Genomic DNA, 15,505 nt, shown 5'->3' with positions numbered 1-15,505 from the left:
CGGTCGGGAAGACCTCTGCGCCGCGCCGCGCGGGTGCCCGCGCGCCATGCGCGGGCTGCTAGCGTTTGCACGTGTCCCGGACCCGTACCGAACGCCTGGTCAACCTGGTGATCTGCCTGCTGTCGACGCGACGCTTCCTGACCGCCGCGCAGATCGCCGCGACCGTGCCCGGCTACGAGCACGACCCGGACGACGCCAAGGACCACGAGGCGTTCCAGCGCAAGTTCGAGCGCGACAAGGCCGAGCTCCGTGAGCTGGGCGTGCCGTTGGAGACCGGCACGGCGAGCGTCTTCGACGCCGAGCCGGGCTACCGGATCGCGCCGCGCGCCTACGCGCTGCCCGACATTCCGCTCGAACCGGACGAGGCCGCGGCGGTGGGCATCGCCGCGCGGCTGTGGCAGCACGCCGGGCTGGCCGCCGCCGCGTCGTCCGGGCTGGCGAAGCTGCGCGCCGCCGGCATCGACGTGGACCCGCAGGCCACGCTCGGCCTGGAGCCCATGGTCACGGTCGACCCGGCGTTCGCGCCGCTGACCGCCGCCGCGCGGGACCGCCGCGAGGTCAGCTTCGACTACCGGGTGCCGGACCGGGACGCGCCCACCCGCCGCCGGGTGCAACCGTGGGGCGTGGTCTGCTGGCGCGGCCGGTGGTACGTGGTCGGTCACGACCTGGACCGCGCGGCGACCCGCTGCTTCCGGCTGTCCCGGGTGGTCGGCGCGGTCCGGGCGACCGGCGAGCCGGGCGCCTACGAGCCGCCCGTCGGCGTCGACCTGATCAGCCACGTGGCCCGCTGGTCCGGGCCGGTGGAGCGCACCGGCCGGGCCACGGTGCTGGCCACTCCGGGCCGCGCCGCCGGGCTGCGCCGCTGGGCGGTGGAGTGCCAGGCCGGCCCGGACGGCGACCGGCTGGTGCTGCCGTACGCCGACGCCGATTACCTCGCCGGCCAGATCGTCGGGTACGGCCCGGACGTGCGGGTGCTGGAGCCACCGGAGGTGCGGGAGGCGGTCATCCAGCGGCTGAAGGAGGTCGCCGCCCGGCACGACGAGCTGGCGACCGCCGGGGGTGCCCGGTGACCCGCCCGGCGGCCCGCGCCGGCCGTGCCTCCGCCGACCGGCTGGCCCGGCTGCTCAACCTGGTGCCCTACCTGCTGGCCCGCCCCGGCATCGAGATCGCCGAGGCGGCGCACGACCTCGGGGTGACCGAGAAGCAGCTCCGGGAGGACCTGGAACTGCTCTGGGTGTGCGGGCTGCCCGGCTACGGCCCCGGTGACCTGATCGACATGGCGTTCGACGGCGACCGGGTCACCATCACCTACGACGCCGGCATCGACCGGCCGCTGCGGCTCACCCCCGACGAGGCGCTGGCCCTGGTGGTGGCGTTGCGGATGATCGCCGAGACGCCCGGGGTGGCCAACCGGGAGGCGGTCGAGCGGGCGCTCGCCAAGATCGAGAACGCCGCCGGTGACCTGGCCGGCGCGCCGGTGGAGGTCCGCCTGCCCGGCGACAGCGCCCGGGTACGCGAGCTGCGCGCCGCCGTCGAGCGCGGCCGGGCGCTGCGGATCACCTACTACACCGCGGCGCGGGACGAGACCACCGAGCGCACCATCGACCCGCTGCGGATGCTGATGGTCGGCGGCCGGGCGTACGTGGAGGCGTGGTGCCGCCGTGCCGAGGCGGTGCGGCTGTTCCGGGCCGACCGGATCGACGCGGTGGCCGAGCTGCCGGAGCAGGCGGTCGTGCCGCCGCAGGCCCGCCCGCACGACCTCAGTGACGGCGTGTTCCGCCCGTCGGCCGACCTGCCGCTGATCACGCTGCGGATCGGTCGGGGCGAGCGGTGGATCACCGAATACTATCCGTGCGAGCGCGTCGAGGCCGACGGCGAGCAGTGGCTGGTGTCGCTGCGCGTCACCGACCTCGGGTGGGCCCGGCGGTTCGTGCTCGGGCTGGGCCCGGAGGTGACGGTGGTCGCCCCGGCCGAGCTGGCCGAGCAGGTACGCGCCCAGGCCGTGGCCGCGCTCGACGCGTACGCGACCCCGGCCGGCACCGCCGACCCGGCGGCCGCCGGCGTCACCCGATAGGCTGACCGCCGTGGTGAAGTGGATCGTGCTCGGAGTCGTGCTGTTCGCGCTTGTCGTCCTGGCGCTGGCGGTCCGTCCGGTGGTGAGCCGCCTGTCCGGGCTGCGCCGTTCCGCGCTGGCGTTGCAGCGCCGGGCGGCCGAGGCGGAGTCGCTGCGGACCGCCGCCGAACAGCTGCAGGCGCGGGCCGAGTCGCTCCAGGAACGGATCGTCGTCGCGCAGGAGCGGATGACGTTGATCAAGGCCAAGCGCGGCGACTGATCGACGGCCCCCGGCCCGGTGAGCGTCGTTTGCGCGTAACCGGGCGGTTGCGCGCAGAAATGCGCGGACCTGGACGGTTGACGGGACACTTCGGGTTGGTCGAAACTTCACCGATCGGGCCCGCACCAGCAGGCCCACCGGGGTGGCAAGCCGCTGCGACGCACGTACGATGGGCGGCGACCCACCCTCACCGACACAGAGCGACTGGAGCTTCCCATGGGTGCCCTCAAGCCGTGGCACATCGCCGTACTCGTGGTCGTGCTGATCCTGCTGTTCGGCGCGAAGCGGCTCCCCGACGCGGCCCGCTCGCTGGGCCGATCCCTGCGGATCATCAAGGCCGAGACCAAGAGCCTGCAGGACGACGACCGTAACCTCGCCGAGAAGGCGGACGCGCAGGCCGGCTACCAGCCGCTCCCGCCGCAGCAGCCGGTGCAGGGGCAGCCGTACGCGCAGCAGCAGCCGTACGCGCAGCAGCCGTACGCGCCGCAGCCGCAGCAGCCGGTCGCGCCGCCGGCCGACCCGGTGCAGCGCGTCCGCGAGAACTGATCCGAGAGGGCCCCAACCACCGTGGCCTTCGGGTTGAAGAAGCGCGGCCCGAGCAACTTCGTGCGGGCCGCCGACGGCTCGATGACGCTCATGGAGCACATCCGTGAGCTGCGCAACCGGCTGTTCCGCGCGTCGTTGGCGATCCTGGTCGGCTTCGGCTTCGGCGTCTGGCTGTCCGGGCCGGTGCTGCACATCCTGCAGAAGCCCTACTGCGACCTGCCCAAGGCGCGGTTGATCGACGGCAACTGCAACTTCGTCCAGCTCGGTCCCGCCGACCTGTTCCTGCTGCAGATGAAGGTGGCCCTCTGGGTCGGCCTGATCATCGCCGCGCCGATCTGGCTCTACCAGCTCTGGGCGTTCATCGCGCCCGGCCTGCACCGGCACGAGCGGCGGTACGCGTACTTCTTCACCGCGCTGGCGGCCCCGCTGTTCGCGGCCGGCGCGGTGCTGGCGTACTTCGTCACGTCCAAGGGCCTGGAGTTCCTGCTCAACGTCTCCGGCGGCGGCGACGTGACCACCACTCTCGACATCACCCGCTACGTCGGGTTCGTCACGAACCTGATCCTGCTGTTCGGGGTGGCGTTTGAGTTCCCGCTGATCGTGCTGATGCTCAACTTCGTCGGCCTGGCCAGCGCCAAGCGGCTGCTCAGCTGGTGGCGGGTGGCGGTGTTCGTGTTCTTCGCGTTCTCCGCCGTGGTCACGCCGACGCCCGACCCGTTCGGCATGACCGCGCTGGCGATCTGCCTCTGCGCGCTCTACTTCGCCGCGGTGGGGGTGGCGTTCATCAACGACAAGCGGCGCGGTCGCGGGCGTGAGGTGTACGCCGGCATCGCCGACGACGAGGTGTCACCGCTGGACCTGTCGACCGAGCCGGTGCCCGCCGGGGGCCGGATCGAGGCGTCCGAGCCGATCGGGGCGCCCGAGCCCGTCGTCGCCCCGAAGCCGATCGAACGCCGCTACGACGACATGACCTGACCGACCCCACTCACCCGGACGCCGTCCCCACCTCACGGGGGCGGCGTCCGCGTTTCCGCAGCCGCCCCTCGCCGCCGCGCCGAGTGCCCTCCGCCGACCTTGAACTCGATGCCCGCGCGACGGCCCGCCCTTACGTTGATCATGGACTTGCTGCCCCTCGGATGACCGGTTTCCGCACTTTGCCCGGGCAGGAAGTGCAAGATCGCCGGGGCCGGGGCCGGGGCCGGGGCCGGGGCCGGGGCCGGGCCGGGGCCGGGGGGTCAGGTGATGCGGCGGGCTGCGTTGGGAGCGGCGGCGGGGAGCGCGTCGGGGTGGAGGATGGCGGCTATGGTCTCGGCGCCGTCGACCAGGCGCGGGCCGGCGCGCACGATCAGGCCGTCCGCGTCCAGCGCCCACACCTGCGCGCCGGGGAAGTGCCCGGCCACGCCGGCGGCCTGCACGGCCGCGCCGTCGAGGTGGAAGCCGCACGGCGCGACCAGCACCACGTCGGGTCGGGCGGCACGCAGGGCGTCCCAGGTGGTCGGGCCGGACCGGGCGCCGCGATGGGTGCCCACCGGCTCGCCGCCGGCCACGTCGACCAGGTCGGGAATCCAGTGTCCCGCGCCGAACGGCGGGTCCACCCATTCGACCACCGCGACCCGGGGCCGGGGCCGGCCGGCCACCGCCGCGCGGACCGCCGCGAGCCGGGCGCGCAGGCCGTCGACAAGGGCCTCGGCACGGTCGGGCACCCGGGCCGCCGCGCCCACCGCGCGGATCGACTCCAGGACGTCGTCCAGGGTGTACGGGTCCAGCGACAGCACCTCGGCCCGGCACCCGAGGTGGTCCACCGCGTCGGCGACCCGGCCCGAGGGCAGCGCGCAGACCCGGCACAGGTCCTGGGTGAGGATCAGGTCCGGGTCCAGCCCGGCCAGCGCACCGGCGTGCAGCGTGTACAGGTCGGCCCCGGCCGCGACCTGCGCCCTGACGTAGGCGTCGATGTCGCCGGGACTCATGCCCCGGGTGTCCCGGCCGCCGACGACCACAGTGGTGCCCGCCCGGTACGACGCGGGCACCTCGCACTCGAACGTGACGCCGACCAGGTCGTCGCCGAGACCCAGCGCGTACACGATCTCGGTGGCGGAGGGAAGCAGGGAGACCAGCCGCATGCCGCCATCATGCCGGTCCCGCGGACCGCCCGGTGCGCGGGCACATCGGGCCGCCCTCGGGCCTTGCCGCGACGCCGTACCCGCTTAGACTCTGCTGACTCCGCCGAGCCCCCCGGGCGGTGTGCCGGGGTGCGTCGGCGCCCCGTTCCGGTCAGTCCGTCTGACCTGCGCTCCGGAGAACCCGATGAAGAGCCGTACCGCCGCCGTCCTGACCGTCCTCTGCGCGGCCACCGCGCTCACCGCCTGCGGTGACGACGAGCCCGCGCCGAAGGGCCAGCAGGTGCCGGTGACCGCCACCGACACCAGTTGTGAGGTCACCACCACGCTGTTCACCCCGGGCACCGTCACGTTCACCGTGACCAACCGGGGTCAGCAGGCCACCGGGGTCTACGTCTACGGCCGCGAGGGCGACGCCTTCACCAAGGTGATCGCCGAGGTGGCGGACGTGCCGGCGGGCCGCACCGGCGACCTGCGTGCCTCGCTGCAGACCGGCACGTACGAGGTGGCCTGCAAGCCCGGCCGGCAGGGCGACGGCGTGCGTACGAAGATCACCGTGTCCGACGACGGCAACCTGGCCAGCGCCGCGGCCGAGGTGGCGTACGACCGGTCGGTGACGATCGAGCTGACCGACGACGCGATGACCGGGGTGGACGCCCTGATCGCCGAGCCGGGCGAGAAGCTGGCGTTCAAGGTGACGAACAAGACCGCCGGGGCCCGGACGCTGTACGTGCTCAACCCCGACGGCAAGCGGGTCGCGGAGATGAAGGCGGAGGCCAACGGCACCGCCGAGACGGTGGTGACGCTCGGCGCGGCGGGGGACTGGTCGCTGAAGGTCAAGGGCGACGGCGTGCCGTCGGTGAGCAAGCGGCTGGTGGTGCGCTGAGGCGGCCGCGAAAACACCATCGATCCGGCTGCATCCACCGGGGACGGTGCGGGCGAAGCATTGGTCGTGACGACAGTCACGGACCTGGTCGCTTCGACGAAAGGCTCCCCGATGAACATCGCTCGTCTCGCCGCCCGGCTGGCCGTGGGCGCCACCGCGGCGGCGGTGGCCACCACCGCCGTCGCCGTGCCCGCCCAGGCCGGCGCCAAGCAGCCGGGCACGCGGTCGCTGGCCGCCGTGCTCACCGCGGACAAGAGCGGCTTCGACCGCAACTCGCGGGACTTCGACGTGCTCACCAAGGCGGTCCTGACGGTGCTGCAGGCCAAGCCGGAGTCGCCGGTGAAGGTGCTCACCGACGGTACCGTCGCGCTGACCGCGTTCGTGCCGAACGACTACGCGTTCCGCGAGCTGGTCCGGGACATCACCGCCGCGAAGAAGCTGCCCGGGGAGAAGGCCGCGTTCGACGCGGTCGCCGGCCTGGGCGTGGACACGGTGGAGGACGTCCTGCTCTACCACGTCGTGCCGGGCGCGACGATCGACCGGAAGGCGGCGCTGAAGGCGGACGGCGCGGACCTGACCACCGCGCTCGGCGCCACCGTCGAGGTGGACGTGAAGCGCTGCTGGTACGGCCGCGAGGTGCGCCTGGTCGACGCCGACACCAGCGACCGCAACGCCAAGGTGGTGCGGTACGACATCAACAAGGGCAACAAGCAGATCGCGCACGCGGTGGACCGGGTGCTGCGCCCGATCGACCTTCCCTGATCCACCCCCGCCACGGCGCCCGGCACCCCCTGCCGGGCGCCGTCGGCGTGTGCCGCCCACCCGCCGTGTGACCTGGCTCTGGTGGGCGGCGTGAGCGGTGCCGTACGGTGCTCGCCGTGACCGCGCACGATCATGTCCCGCCCGGCCCCGTCGCCGTGCTCGCCAACCCGACCGCCGGCCGGGGGCGGCACCGCGGTCTGCTGCCCGGGATCCTGGAGCGCCTCGCCGGAGCGGGCCGCCCGGTCGAGCTGCTGCGCGCGCGTACCCCCGAGGAGGCGGAGGCGGCGTGCCACGCCGCGGTCGCCGGCGGCGCCGGGGCGCTTGTCGCGGTGGGCGGCGACGGCACGATGCACCGCGCGTTGCAGGCGGTCGCCGGCACCGATGTGCCGTTCGGGCCGGTACCGGCGGGCACCGGTAACGACTTCGCGGTGGACACCGGCTTCCCGGCCGACCCGGTGGCCGCGGTCGAGGTGATCGCCGACGCGCTCGCCGCCGGCCGTGCCCGGTCGGTGGACCTGGCGCGGCTGTCCCGGCCCGGCGAGGCCGACCGCTGGTTCGGCGCGGTGCTCGCGGCGGGCTTCGACGCGATCGTCAACGAACGCGCCAACCGGATGCGCTGGCCGCGCGGCCCGCGCCGGTACGACCTGGCGATAGTGGTCGAGCTGGCCCGGCTGCGGCCACGCCGCTACCGGCTGGTTCTCGACGGGGTGGCGCAGGAGGTCGACGCGGTGCTGGTCGCGGTGGGAAACACGGCCAGCTACGGCGGCGGCATGCGGATCTGCCCGGACGCCGACCCGCACGACGGCCTGCTGGACGTGGTGGTGGGCGGGCGGTTCGACAGGCGCACGCTGATGCGGGTCAAGCCGCAGATCTACCGGGGCACCCATGTCACGCACCCGCTGGCGCGCGTCTACCGGGCGCGGACGGTGGAGCTGGCCGCCGAGGGGATCACCTCGTACGCCGACGGGGAACGCTCCCTCGACCTGCCGGTGACCGTCACGGCCGTGCCGGCGGCGCTGCGGCTGCTGCGCTGACCGCCGCCACGCCCTCGGCGTCCGGTGGGCCGGGAACGGGCGGCGGCGCGGTGGACGGGGCGGCGGCGCGGACCGCGCCGGCGCTCGCGGCGACCACCAGCCCGATCGCGAGCACCTCGACCGGGTGCAGCGCCTGGCCGAGCACCAGCCAGCCGGCCACCGCGGCGATCGCCGGGCCGAGGCTCATCATGACCGCGAACGTCGCGGTGGGCAGCCGCCGCAGCGCCGCCAGCTCCAGGCTGTACGGCAGCACGGAGGCGAGCAGCGCCAGCCCGGTACCGAGCCCCAGCACCACCGGGTCGGCGAGGCGACCGCCGCCGTCGGCCAGCCCGAACGGCAGCGTCAGCAGCGCCGCGACGGTCAGCGAGAGGGCCAACCCGTCCGCGCCGGGGAACCGCGCGCCGATCCGCGCCGAGCAGACGATGTAGGCGGCCCACATCGCGCCCGCCGTCAGCGCCAGCGCCGCGCCGACCGGGTCGAGCCGGTCGAACCCGCCCTGCCCGAGCAGCGCCACCCCGCCCAGCGCCAGCGCGGCCCAGAACCAGGCCGCCGCCCGGCGCGCGCCGAACACCGACAGCGCCAGCGGGCCGAGCACCTCCAGCGTCACCGCCGGACCGAGCGGGATCCGCTCGATCGCCTGGTAGAAGATCGAGTTCATGCCGGCCAGGGCCAGCCCGAACGCGACCACTGCGGCCCAGTCCCGGCGCCCGTACCCGCGCACCCGGGGGCGGCACACCACGAGCATCACCAGCGCGCCGATGGTCAGCCGCAGCGTCACCGCCCCGGCCACCCCGGTACGCGGGAAGAGCAGCGCCGCCAGCGCGGAGCCGAACTGCACCGACAGCGCCCCGCCGAGCACCAGCGCGACGCCGCCGAGCCGGCCCGGCGCACGCGGCGGCAAGGGGTGGACACCGGTCATGCCCCTGACCGTAGCCGGTGCGCCGGGACGGGTTCGCGCCGCTGGCGGGGTGTGCGCTCAGCCGACCCCGGCCAGGTCGAGCACCGCGCCGAGCCCGTTCGGGCGGCCGGCGTCGGCGCACGGCAGCACCAGCACCCCGCACCCGGCCGCGACCGCGCCCGCGTCGGCCGGGGTGTCGCCCACCATGAGCGTGCGCTCCGGGTCGACGCCGAGCATTCCGCAGGCGCGCAGGAAGATGCCCGGGTCCGGCTTGCAGCGCCCCACCTCGTACGACAGCGCGTACGCGTCGACCAGCCCGTCGAGATCCCAGGCGGCGAACAGCGGTCGCAGGTCGAAGCCGATGTTGCTGACCACCGCCACCTTCACCCCGGCGGAGCGCAGCGCGCCGAGCACCGGCTCGGTGTCCGGGTACGGCACCCAGCCCTCGGGCACCAGCACCCGCTCGTAGAGCGCGTCGGCGAACCCGTCGATGCCGGTGTCCACCGTCTCGGCCAGCCCGGTGTACGCGCCCCGGTGGGCCTGCGGGTAGAGATCGCGGTCGGCCCACAGCTCGGCCAGCCGGGGCGGCACCCGGGCCGGCAGCGGGCCACCCGCGCGCCCGGCGGTGAGCAGCCGGTCGGCCAGCGACGTGGCCCGGATCCGGTCCAGCTCGACGCCGCAGGCGGACGCCGCGGCGAGCACCCAGGTCAGCGGCTCCTCCACCTGGGCGAGCGTGCCGTGGAAGTCGAAGAGCACCGCCTCCACGGGCCGGCGGGACGGGCGCGGGCCCACGACGTCGTCGGCGCCGCTGGCGGCATGGGGCAGTTCGGTACGGTCCGGCACGTCGTGCACCCTACCGACCCGCTCCGACCGTCCTGCCGGATGGCCTTGACCGGTACTCGTCGGCCGTACCGATTAATCTTGGATCCATGTCGAGCCCCGCCGAGCGGTACGCCGCGGCGCGCCGCCGGGCCGCGCAGGCCTCCGCCTTCCCGGCCCTGGACGAATTCTCCCTGGATCTCGGGTTCGATCTCGACGACTTCCAGCGCGAGGCGTGCGAGGCGCTGGAGCGGGGCAGCGGCGTGCTGGTCTGCGCGCCCACCGGCGCCGGCAAGACCGTGGTGGGCGAGTTCGCGGTGCACCTGGCGCTGCGCGGACGGCCCGGCGGCGACGCGCCGGCGGCCCGCCGCAAGTGCTTCTACACCACGCCGATCAAGGCGCTGTCCAACCAGAAGTACCACGACCTGGTGGACCGCTACGGCGCCGAGCAGGTCGGCCTGCTCACCGGCGACAACGCGATAAACGGCGACGCGCCGGTGGTGGTGATGACCACCGAGGTGCTGCGCAACATGCTCTACGCCGGCTCGGCCACCCTCGAGGGCCTGGCGTACGTGGTGATGGACGAGGTCCACTACCTGGCCGACCGGTTCCGTGGCGGGGTCTGGGAAGAGGTGATCATCCACCTGCCCGAGTCGGTCACGCTGGTGTCGCTGTCGGCCACCGTCTCCAACGCCGAGGAGTTCGCCGACTGGCTGGTCACCGTACGCGGCGAGACCGCCGTGGTGGTCTCCGAGCACCGCCCGGTGCCGCTGTGGCAGCACATGCTCGTCGGCAAGCGGATGTTCGACCTGTTCCACGACGCCGACGCGGCCCGCAAGCACGACGTGCACCCGGAGCTGCTGCGCTACACCCGGGACACGATGCGCCGGCTGGAGCTGGGCGAGGGCCGCAGCGCCGGCCCCGGCGGCGGGCGGCGCGGCCCACGCTGGCGCGGCCCGATGCGCCCGGACATCGTCGACCGGCTCGACCGGGAGGGGCTGCTGCCGGCGATCCTGTTCATCTTCAGCCGGGCCGGCTGCGACGCCGCAGTGCAGCAGTGCCTGGCCGCCGGGCTGCGGCTGACCTCCCCGGAGGAACGCGCCGAGATCCGCCGGGTGGTCGAGTCCCGGGTCACCGCCATCCCCGGCGAGGACCTGTCCGTGCTCGGCTACTGGGAGTGGCTCGACGGGCTGGAGCGCGGGCTGGCCGCCCACCACGCCGGCATGCTCCCCGCGTTCAAGGAGGTCGTCGAGGAGCTGTTCGTCCGCGGGCTGGTCAAGGCCGTCTTCGCCACCGAGACGCTGGCGCTGGGCATCAACATGCCGGCCCGCTGCGTGGTGCTGGAACGCCTGGTCAAGTTCAACGGCGAGGCGCACGTCGACCTCACCCCGGGCGAGTACACCCAGCTCACCGGCCGGGCCGGCCGCCGGGGCATCGACGTCGAGGGCCACGCCGTGGTGGTCTGGTCGCCGGAGACCGACCCCCGGCACGTGGCCGGGCTCGCCTCCACCCGCACCTACCCGCTGCGCTCCAGCTTCCGGCCGTCGTACAACATGGCCGTCAACCTGGTCGGCAGCGTCGGCGCGGCGCCGGCCCGCGAGCTGCTGGAGTCCTCGTTCGCGCAGTTCCAGGCCGACCGGTCGGTGGTCGGCCTGGCCCGGCAGGTGCAGCGCAACACCGAGACCATCGAGGCGTACGGCGCGGAGGCCGCCTGCCACCACGGCGACTTCGACGAGTACTTCGCGCTGCGGGTGGCGATCGCCGACCGGGAACGCGCCATCGCCCGGCAGGGGCAGAGCCAGCGCAAGGCGGCGGCTGTCGCCTCGCTGGAGCGGCTGCGGGTCGGTGACGTGATCCGGGTGCCGTCCGGGCGGCGGGCCGGCCTGGCGGTGGTGCTGGACCCGGCCACCGGCGGGTTCGGCGAGCCCCGGCCGCTGGTGCTCACCCAGGACCGCTGGGCCGGCCGGGTCACCCCCGGTGACTTCACCACCCCGGCGGAGGTGCTGACCCGCATCCGGGTGCCGAAGCACTTCAACCACCGTTCGCCCGCGGCCCGGCGGGACCTGGCGGCGGCGGTCAGCGGCACCGGCCTGGACCGGCACGGCGGCCGGCGGGGTGGCCGGTCCCGTCAGGCGGCGGGGGAGGACCACCGCCTCAGCCAGCTCCGCGTCGAGCTGCGCGCGCACCCGTGTCACGCCTGCCCGGACCGGGAGGAGCACGCCCGCTGGGCGGAGCGGCGGCGCCGGCTGGAACGCGACACCGAGGAGCTGCGCCAGCGGGTGTCCGGGCGGACCGGCTCGCTGGCCCGTACCTTCGACCGGATCGTGGCGTTGCTCACCGCGCGCGGCTACCTGGCCGCCGACGGTGAGGTCACCGACGCCGGCCGGATGCTGGCCCGGATCTGGACCGAGGCGGACCTGCTGGTGGCCGAGTGCCTGCGCCGCCGGGTGTGGGACGGCCTGTCCCCGGCGGAGCTGGCCGCCGCCGTGTCGGTGGTGGTCTTCGAGGCCCGGCGGGACGTCGACGAGCGGGCGTCGTTGCCGCGTGGTGGGGTCGCCGACGCGGTCGACGAGACGCTCAAGCTGTGGGGCGACATCGAGGCCGACGAGGCGGCGCGCGGCCTGGCGGTGACCCGCGAGCCGGATCTCGGGTTCGCCTGGCCGATCTACCGGTGGGCGCGCGGCGAGGCGCTGGCCAAGGTGCTCGCCAGCGGGCACCAGATCGACGGGGAGATGCCGGCCGGCGACTTCGTCAGGTGGGCGCGACAGGTGGTCGACCTGCTCGGGCAGGTCGCCGACTCGGGTGGCGCTTCGGCCGAGCTGCGCGGCACCGCACGGCAGGCCATCGCGGCGGTCAACCGGGGCGTGCTGGCCTACCACGCCTCCGCCTAACGGTCACTTTCGGTCACCGATCTCCGGAAACCGACGCATCGCTGCGTCACCGCGCTGACACCCCGCGAATTGTCGGGGGGTCGATGCATGCCCTGGTCAGGGCCTATCCCATCATTGCCCCGGGGCGCCGTGGGTCGCGCTGCGTCGATGGTGAGGAAAGGGCGTCGTGGGCGAGATCAATCACTTCGAGTACGGGTGGATCACACCCGCGCTCAGCTACGCGTTGTCAGTGCTCGGCTCGGCGCTCGGACTGGTCTGCGCCGGGCGGATCCGGACCGCCACCAGCGGCGGCCAGCGCGCCTGGTGGGGCCTGCTCGCCGCGTGGGCGCTGGGTGGCACCGCGATCTGGGCCATGCACTTCATGGCGATGCTCGGGTTCGCCGTCTCCGGCACCCGGATCCGCTACGACGTGCCGCTGACGGCCGCCAGCACCGCGATCGCGGTGGCGTCGGTCGGCATCGGGCTGGCGATCGTGGGCACCGGCCGGCTCGCCGCGCCGCGTCTGCTGGCCGGCGGGTTCTTCACCGGCGCCGGGGTGGCCGCCATGCACTACACCGGCATGGCCGCGATGCGCCTGGACGGCTCGTTCGGCTACGACCCGCTGCGGGTGACGCTGTCGGTGGTCATCGCGATCGTGGCCGCCACCGTCGCGCTCTGGCTGGCGATGACCGTCCGGCGCGGGCTCGCCATCGCCGCCTCGGCGCTGGTCATGGGCATCGCTGTCAACGGCATGCACTTCACCGGCATGAGCGCGCTGTCGGTGCACCTGCACGAGAGCCGCGGCCCGGCCTCCGGCACCGAGGTGAGCGGACTGCTGGTGCCGATCGTGCTGGCGGTGGTCTTCGGCGTGGTGGGGCTCGTCTACGCGCTGCTCGCCGCGCCTTCGGACGACGACCGGGCCGGGGCCGCGTACGTCAGCTCGCGGCTCGGTGACGCGCCGCGGACGGTCGCCGCCGAGCCAGCGCCGGACCCGGTGGGCCTGCGTGCCCGGTCGACGCTGGCGCAGCCCGGCGCCCAGTTCCCGAGCCGCCGGAGCACCGACCGCCCTTCGTGATCAACTGATCACGATCGGTCGCCCGCCAGCGCGTCGACCAGGCGGCGGCAGGACCCGGCCAGGTTCCAGCGCTGCGCCAGCTCCAGCAGCCGCTCCGGGTCGGCGGGCGACGTCGGCAGCGTCGGGTCCAGCTCGGGCAGCGGCACGTCGGTGGCGACCCGGACCACCTTCGGCGCCACCGCCAGGTAGTCGCGGGCGGCGTCGAGCTTGGCACGCAGCCCCGGGGCGAAGCCGGAGCCGGGGTCGTCGAGCGCGGCCAGGATGCCGTCGAGCCCGCCGTAGCGGTCGATCAGCCGGGCGGCGGTCTTCTCACCCACCCCGGCCACGCCGGGCAGGCCGTCGCTGGGGTCGCCGCGCAGCGCCGCGAAGTCGGCGTACCGGTCGGCGGGCACGCCGTAGCGGGCCCGCACCGCCGCGTCGTCGCAGTCGTCCAGCTTGGCCACGCCCCGCCCGACGTAGAGCAGCCGCACCGGGCGCGCGTCGTCGACGAGCTGGAACAGGTCGCGGTCGCCGGAGACCACCTCGACCGGGCCGGGCTGGGTCACCGAGAGCGTTCCGAGCACGTCGTCGGCCTCGTAGCCGGTGGCGCCCACAACCGGGATGCCGAGCGCGTCGAGGACCTCGAGGATCATCGGCACCTGCGGGGACAGCGTGTCCGGCACGACCTCGCCGCCCTCGGGCGCGACCCGGTGCGCCTTGTACGACGGCAGCAGCTCGACCCGCCACGCCGGCCGCCAGTCGTGGTCCATCGCGCAGATCATCCGGTCGGGACGGCGGGTGCGGACCAGCTGGGCGAGCATGTCGAGGAAGCCGCGCACGGCGTTCACCGGCTGGCCGTCGCTGGTCTTCGCGGCCGACTCGGGAATGCCGAAGTAGGCGCGGAAGTAGAGGCTGGGGGAGTCGATCAGGAGGATCGGCTGTCGGTGTGCCACGGCGACAAGCCTTCCACAGCCCTCTGACGAGATGGGGGAGGCGACCGCGGGAGCGGAAACCCGGGCGCGCGCGGGTCCCCGGATGCGCAGACTGGCGGGGTGAGCTTCGTACCCGGCCTGACCCTGGCCCGCCGGTTCCACGACGAGGTGGTGGGTCCGCTGCTGGCGCGGCGGCTGCCCGGCCTGCGGTACGCCGCCGGTCTGCTCGACGGCGGCTCCGAGCTGCTCGGCCTCGACACGCCCCGCTCCACCGACCACGACTGGGGTCCGCGTACCCAGGTCTTCGTGGACAGCGCGCACGACGTGGCGCCGGTACGGGCGGCGCTGGACGCGGACCTGCCGGCGCGGTTCCTCGGCTGGCCGACCCGGTACGCCGGTGGCCCGGCGGTACGGCTCGGCACGGTGCACGCCGACGGCGACCGGCACGGCGTGAGCGTGGACGAGCTGGGCGCGTGGTGGCGGGACCGGCTGGGCGCCGACCCGCGCGCCGGCATGTCGGTGGCGGACTGGCTGGCGACACCGACGCAGCGGCTGGCGGAGCTGACCGGGGGAGCGGTGTTCCACGACGGGCTCGACGGGGCGCTCACCGCCGCCCGCGCCGCGCTGGCCTGGTATCCGGACGACGTGTGGCGGCACGTGCTGGCGGCCGGGTGGCAGCGGGTCGCGCAGGCCGAGCACCTGGCGGGCCGGTGCGCCGAGGTCGGCGACGAGCTGGGCAGCCGGGTGGTAACCGCCGGGCTGGCCCGGGACCTGATGCGCCTCGGGCTGCTGCTGCGTCGCCGCTGGCCCCCGTACGCGAAATGGCTCGGCACGGTGTTCGCGACGCTGCCGGGCGCGGCGCCGGTGGTGGACGGGCTCGCCGCCGCGCTCGGTCCGGGCGAGTGGGCGGTCCGCGAGCCGGGCCTGGTCCGGGCGCTGGAGACGGTGGCCGGCTGGACCAACGACGTCGCGCTGGCGCCGGCTGTGGATCCGGCCGCCCGGCCCTTCCACGGCCGGCCGTTCCTGGTGCTCGACGCGGGCCGCTTCGTCGAGGCGCTCCGCGCCGCGATCACCGACCCGCGGCTGCGCGACCGGCCGCCGATCGGCGCGGTGGACCAGTACGTCGACAGCGTGGACGTGCTCACCCACCCGGACCGCGCCCGCCGGGTGGCCGCGGCGGTTGTCCGTCCGCCGGGCGCGGCCTAGACTCCGATTCGAGTCGCATCGATCCGCGACTGTCTATCTCGTCTCCGA

General features: G+C 74.8%; 15 protein-coding genes. 11 read left to right on the top strand and 4 right to left on the bottom strand.

Annotated features, from left to right (window positions below; genetic code table 11):
- Positions 1–71 precede the first annotated feature (71 nt).
- The 5 genes from A4R25_RS07465 to tatC all read left to right on the top strand — a co-directional run bounded on the left by A4R25_RS07465 (position 72) and on the right by tatC (position 3,854).
- On the top strand, positions 72–1,070 hold the full coding sequence (locus tag A4R25_RS07465) for a YafY family protein (protein WP_064446100.1): 999 nt from the start codon (positions 72–74) through the stop codon (positions 1,068–1,070).
- Positions 1,067–2,074, top strand: a complete 1,008-nt coding sequence (locus A4R25_RS07460; RefSeq protein WP_043324373.1) for a YafY family protein — start codon at positions 1,067–1,069, stop codon at positions 2,072–2,074. The genes A4R25_RS07465 and A4R25_RS07460 overlap by 4 nt, the downstream gene beginning before the upstream one ends.
- A gap of 10 nt (positions 2,075–2,084) precedes the next feature.
- Complete coding sequence (locus tag A4R25_RS07455; RefSeq protein ID WP_043324371.1) at positions 2,085–2,333, top strand: hypothetical protein; 249 nt, start codon at positions 2,085–2,087, stop codon at positions 2,331–2,333.
- A 216-nt stretch (positions 2,334–2,549) separates the two neighbouring features.
- Positions 2,550–2,879 carry a Sec-independent protein translocase subunit TatA gene (gene tatA, locus A4R25_RS07450; RefSeq protein ID WP_064446099.1) on the top strand — a complete coding sequence of 110 codons (330 nt, stop codon included), beginning with the start codon at positions 2,550–2,552 and terminating at the stop codon, positions 2,877–2,879.
- A 21-nt stretch (positions 2,880–2,900) separates the two neighbouring features.
- Complete coding sequence (gene tatC / locus A4R25_RS07445) at positions 2,901–3,854, top strand: twin-arginine translocase subunit TatC (RefSeq protein WP_064446098.1); 954 nt, start codon at positions 2,901–2,903, stop codon at positions 3,852–3,854.
- 260 nt (positions 3,855–4,114) lie between these two features.
- On the opposite strand, the gene A4R25_RS07440 is transcribed toward tatC, so the two are convergent.
- On the bottom strand, positions 4,115–4,999 hold the full coding sequence (locus A4R25_RS07440; protein ID WP_064446097.1) for an ABC transporter substrate-binding protein: 885 nt from the start codon (positions 4,997–4,999) through the stop codon (positions 4,115–4,117).
- A gap of 184 nt (positions 5,000–5,183) precedes the next feature.
- Here A4R25_RS07440 and A4R25_RS07435 point away from each other — a divergent pair, with 184 nt between their 5' ends.
- The 3 genes from A4R25_RS07435 (at position 5,184) to A4R25_RS07425 (ending at position 7,678) form a co-directional block, all read left to right on the top strand.
- Positions 5,184–5,882: a hypothetical protein gene (locus A4R25_RS07435; RefSeq protein WP_064446096.1), complete on the top strand. Its 699-nt coding sequence runs from the start codon at positions 5,184–5,186 to the stop codon at positions 5,880–5,882.
- Positions 5,883–5,993: 111 nt separating this feature from the next.
- Complete coding sequence (locus tag A4R25_RS07430) at positions 5,994–6,644, top strand: fasciclin domain-containing protein (protein ID WP_231915448.1); 651 nt, start codon at positions 5,994–5,996, stop codon at positions 6,642–6,644.
- A gap of 116 nt (positions 6,645–6,760) precedes the next feature.
- Complete coding sequence (locus tag A4R25_RS07425; protein WP_370446807.1) at positions 6,761–7,678, top strand: diacylglycerol kinase; 918 nt, start codon at positions 6,761–6,763, stop codon at positions 7,676–7,678.
- Here the strand turns inward: A4R25_RS07425 and A4R25_RS07420 are convergent.
- Positions 7,641–8,597 carry a DMT family transporter gene (locus A4R25_RS07420; RefSeq protein WP_064446093.1) on the bottom strand — a complete coding sequence of 319 codons (957 nt, stop codon included), beginning with the start codon at positions 8,595–8,597 and terminating at the stop codon, positions 7,641–7,643. The genes A4R25_RS07425 and A4R25_RS07420 overlap by 38 nt on opposite strands.
- A gap of 57 nt (positions 8,598–8,654) precedes the next feature.
- Entirely contained in the window at positions 8,655–9,419 is a 765-nt protein-coding gene (locus tag A4R25_RS07415) for an HAD family hydrolase (protein WP_043330167.1), read from the bottom strand.
- 86 nt (positions 9,420–9,505) lie between these two features.
- Here A4R25_RS07415 and A4R25_RS07410 point away from each other — a divergent pair, with 86 nt between their 5' ends.
- The gene (locus tag A4R25_RS07410; protein WP_064446092.1) at positions 9,506–12,286 is read left to right on the top strand and encodes an RNA helicase; all 2,781 of its coding nucleotides are present in this window, start codon (positions 9,506–9,508) and stop codon (positions 12,284–12,286) included.
- A 166-nt stretch (positions 12,287–12,452) separates the two neighbouring features.
- A complete protein-coding gene (locus A4R25_RS07405; RefSeq protein ID WP_064446091.1) occupies positions 12,453–13,340 on the top strand; it encodes an MHYT domain-containing protein in 888 nt (295 codons plus the stop codon).
- Between the two features lie 8 nt (positions 13,341–13,348).
- Here the strand turns inward: A4R25_RS07405 and A4R25_RS07400 are convergent, their stop codons facing one another.
- Positions 13,349–14,272 (bottom strand): 5'-3' exonuclease, encoded by a 924-nt coding sequence (locus A4R25_RS07400; RefSeq protein ID WP_064446090.1) that lies wholly within the window; start codon positions 14,270–14,272, stop codon positions 13,349–13,351.
- A 99-nt stretch (positions 14,273–14,371) separates the two neighbouring features.
- Here A4R25_RS07400 and A4R25_RS07395 point away from each other — a divergent pair, with 99 nt between their 5' ends.
- A complete protein-coding gene (locus A4R25_RS07395; RefSeq protein WP_064446089.1) occupies positions 14,372–15,457 on the top strand; it encodes a DUF4037 domain-containing protein in 1,086 nt (361 codons plus the stop codon).
- The last annotated feature ends 48 nt before the right edge of the window (positions 15,458–15,505 follow it).

Origin of the sequence: Micromonospora sp. NBRC 110037, from assembly GCF_001652995.1 — a bacterium.
GTDB classification, from domain to species: Bacteria; Actinomycetota; Actinomycetes; order Mycobacteriales; family Micromonosporaceae; genus Micromonospora; species Micromonospora chalcea.
This window is presented reverse-complemented; position numbering and strand designations above follow the sequence as displayed.

Bases quoted from the DNA above. Each gene is read 5' to 3' on its own strand.
- tatA (WP_064446099.1), top strand. From the start codon at position 2,550: ATGGGTGCCCTCAAGCCGTGGCACATCGCCGTACTCGTGGTCGTGCTG.
- A4R25_RS07440 (WP_064446097.1), bottom strand. From the start codon at position 4,999: ATGCGGCTGGTCTCCCTGCTTCCCTCCGCCACCGAGATCGTGTACGCG.
- A4R25_RS07435 (WP_064446096.1), top strand. From the start codon at position 5,184: ATGAAGAGCCGTACCGCCGCCGTCCTGACCGTCCTCTGCGCGGCCACC.
- A4R25_RS07430 (WP_231915448.1), top strand. From the start codon at position 5,994: ATGAACATCGCTCGTCTCGCCGCCCGGCTGGCCGTGGGCGCCACCGCG.
- A4R25_RS07420 (WP_064446093.1), bottom strand. From the start codon at position 8,597: ATGACCGGTGTCCACCCCTTGCCGCCGCGTGCGCCGGGCCGGCTCGGC.
- A4R25_RS07410 (WP_064446092.1), top strand. From the start codon at position 9,506: ATGTCGAGCCCCGCCGAGCGGTACGCCGCGGCGCGCCGCCGGGCCGCG.